A 2,702-nucleotide genomic window follows, 5' to 3' on the forward strand; every position below is an offset into this window, starting at 1 on the left:
GCGCCCGGCTGCGTCCGGGCTCACCGGCGGCGCCCGGCTGCGTCCGGGCTCACCGGCGGGGCCAGACGCCGAGCCCGTGCACACCGGCCGCCCCACCTGGGTGCGGACCACGACGCCTCACGAGCCTGACCCCGACGAGTCCGCCACCGCGGGATCACGGGCCGACGCCTGGCGCCGGGCGTGGGGGCTGCCCCCTACGGACGAGGGTGCGCGGCCCAGCGACACGAACAAGGAGGACCGATGACACGCCGAACGCGGTCCCGCCGCCTCGTCGCGGCCCTCGGCGGCCTGCTGGTGCTCGGGCTCGCCGCCTGCAGCACCCCGCTGCCGCAGGCCCAGCCCGAACCCGTCCCCGCCGTCGCGCCCGCGGTCACCACCGTGGTCCAGTCCCAGGACGTGCTGGCCGACCTCGGCGCCGTGCTCACGGCGTCCGACGCGGCCCTCGACGCTACGCAGCTGCCGGCACGCGTCGCCGGGCCGGCTCTGGCCGTGCGTACCGCGGAGTACGTCCGCGCGACCGCGACCGCCGGCGCCAAGCCGCCGACGCCGTTGCCCACGGACGAGCAGGCGCTGATCGTGCCGCAGACCGACACCTGGCCGCGGACGCAGCTGGTCGTCACCAAGCAGCCCGACGACCTCCAGGCGCCACGCATCCTCGTGATGCAGCAGGCGACCCCCCGCGAGCCGTACAAGCTGTGGGGATGGGGCCGCATGGGTGCCGGCATCCAGATGCCGGCCACCGCCGCCCCGGAGACGGGCAGCCCGGTGCTCGCCCCGGACGCCACCGGTCTCGTGATGACCCCGGTCGAGGCCTTCCAGCAGTACGCGGACGTCCTGGCCAACGGGGACGCCTCGGCGTTCGCCGCGAGCTTCCTGCCCGACACCTTCAGGTCGAGCGTCGAGGCGGCGCGCGCGGCGACGGCAGCCGGTGTGCAGGCGGCGGGGTCCGCGGTCGAGACGTACACGCCGGACCCGACGACGCCGGTGGTCAGCCTCCAGACCGTGGACGGGGGAGCGATCGTCGTCGGCCAGCTCACCACCGTGTCCACCGTGACGCTCACCGTCGCGGGTGGCACGATCCCGATCTCCGACCCGTTCTACGCGGCGCTCACCGGCAAGACGAGCGCCGGCAGCAACTTCGTCCGGACGTTCACCGACGTGCTCGTCATGTACGTACCGCCGGCCGGCAGCCCCGCACTCGTGCAGCTGCTCGCCGCCGAGCACGCCGTGACGTCCGCGACGGCCCAGTAGACCGACAGGCACCCCGCACTCCCCAGCGACTCCAGCGCGCAGCCGAAGGAAGACCGACGCATGTCCCAGCCGACCGGACCCCGCCCCCGCCTCGACGTGCGCGGGGCGGTGGACCTCTCCACGCTCAACCGACCCGCGACCCCCCCGCCCGGGAGCCCGGGTGGGCTGCCGTCGCCCGGTACCTACGTGGTGGACGTCGACCAGGAGTCGTTCCCCGACCTCGTGCAGAGCTCCACGCAGTACCCGGTGGTCGTGGTGCTCTGGTCGCCACGGAGCGAGGCGAGCGCCACGGTCGCCGCCGACCTCGCCTCCCTGGCCGACGAGGACGGTGGCCGCTGGCAGCTGGCGCGCATCGACGCCGAGGCCAACCCGCAGGTCGCCCAGGCGTTCCAGGCGCAGAGCGTGCCCACCGTCGTCGCCGTGCTCGCGGGTCAGCCGCTTCCCCTGTTCCAGGGCGCGTACCCCCGGGACCAGGTCCGTGCCGTCCTCGACCAGGTGCTCGCCGCCGCCGAGGCCAACGGGATCACCGGCCGTGCGGCGCCGAGCACGGGCGCCGCCGCCCAGGACGAGCCGGAGGCCGAGCCCGAGCTCCCGCCCCTGCACCAGGCGGCGTACGACGCGATCGAGCGCGACGACCTCGCCGCAGCCACCGCCGCCTACGAGCAGGCGCTGAAGGAGAACCCGCGCGACTCGCTCGCGCGTGCAGGACTGGCCCAGGTGGGACTACTGGACCGGACCCGGGACGCCGACCTCCAGGCAGCGCGCGCCGCGGCGGCGGACGACCCGTCGGACGTCGACGCCCAGCTGGCGGTCGCGGACCTCGACATCCTGGGCGGGAAGGTGGAGGACGCGTTCGCACGCCTGGTCGACGTCCTGCGGACCACCGCCGGCCCGGAGCGCGAGCGGGTACGCGTCCGTCTGGTCGACCTGTTCGAGGTCATCGGCGGCGAGGACCCCCGGGTGATCGCCGCCCGACGTGCGATGGCCAGCGCGTTGTACTGAGCGCGTTTGCGCAGGTCGGAGGCTTCGAGGCCGAGTGACCCGCGTCACCGCTCGCGGATTTGCTCTCCGGCGGGATGCCTGCGTAATCTTCTCGACGTCGCCCGGCAGGGAGGAACGGACACCGCGGATCGAACCGCAGTGGCTGGTCCCCCGGAGCGACATCCTCGGACTCTTCGACCGGCGGCCAGATCGTCGGTCATCAGGAGCGTCCGGACGCGGAGCCCAGGCTCTCGCCAAGCCGAATCTCCTCTGACCAGGGGATTTGACGAGGCAGGGCCGCTCCGCTAAGTTAGAGCAGTTGCCTCCGGACAGGTTGAAAGGCCTGGAAGGATGCGCGTCTGTTCCTTGAGAACTCAACAGTGTGCCAAATAGTCGATGCCATATGGCTCGCTATCGGAGGATGTTCTGTCCCGTTCGGGGTGGGGTGTTCGAGGGTGGTGGGTCTTGGT

The 2,702-nt window shown here is 73.3% G+C and carries 3 protein-coding genes; all 3 read left to right on the forward strand.

Annotation, left to right across the window (positions count from 1 at the left end; all coding sequences use genetic code 11):
• A partial coding sequence (locus tag AC1DUQ_RS20340; RefSeq protein WP_477074483.1) for a hypothetical protein occupies positions 1 to 244 on the forward strand: 244 nt, incomplete at its 5' end.
• A complete protein-coding gene (locus tag AC1DUQ_RS20345; RefSeq protein ID WP_477060420.1) occupies positions 241 to 1,251 on the forward strand; it encodes a DUF8094 domain-containing protein in 1,011 nt (336 codons plus the stop codon). The genes AC1DUQ_RS20340 and AC1DUQ_RS20345, both read left to right, overlap by 4 nt.
• A 60-nt stretch (positions 1,252 to 1,311) precedes the next feature.
• A complete protein-coding gene (locus AC1DUQ_RS20350) occupies positions 1,312 to 2,253 on the forward strand; it encodes a co-chaperone YbbN (protein ID WP_477060421.1) in 942 nt (313 codons plus the stop codon).
• Positions 2,254 to 2,702: the final 449 nt, after the last annotated feature.

The organism is Cellulomonas sp. P4_B5_2, assembly GCF_056402235.1.

What these genes read in the sequence shown, in the direction of transcription:
- AC1DUQ_RS20345 (WP_477060420.1), top strand. Translation starts at nt 241, where the DNA reads ATGACACGCCGAACGCGGTCCCGCCGCCTCGTCGCGGCCCTCGGCGGC.
- AC1DUQ_RS20350 (WP_477060421.1), top strand. Translation starts at nt 1,312, where the DNA reads ATGTCCCAGCCGACCGGACCCCGCCCCCGCCTCGACGTGCGCGGGGCG.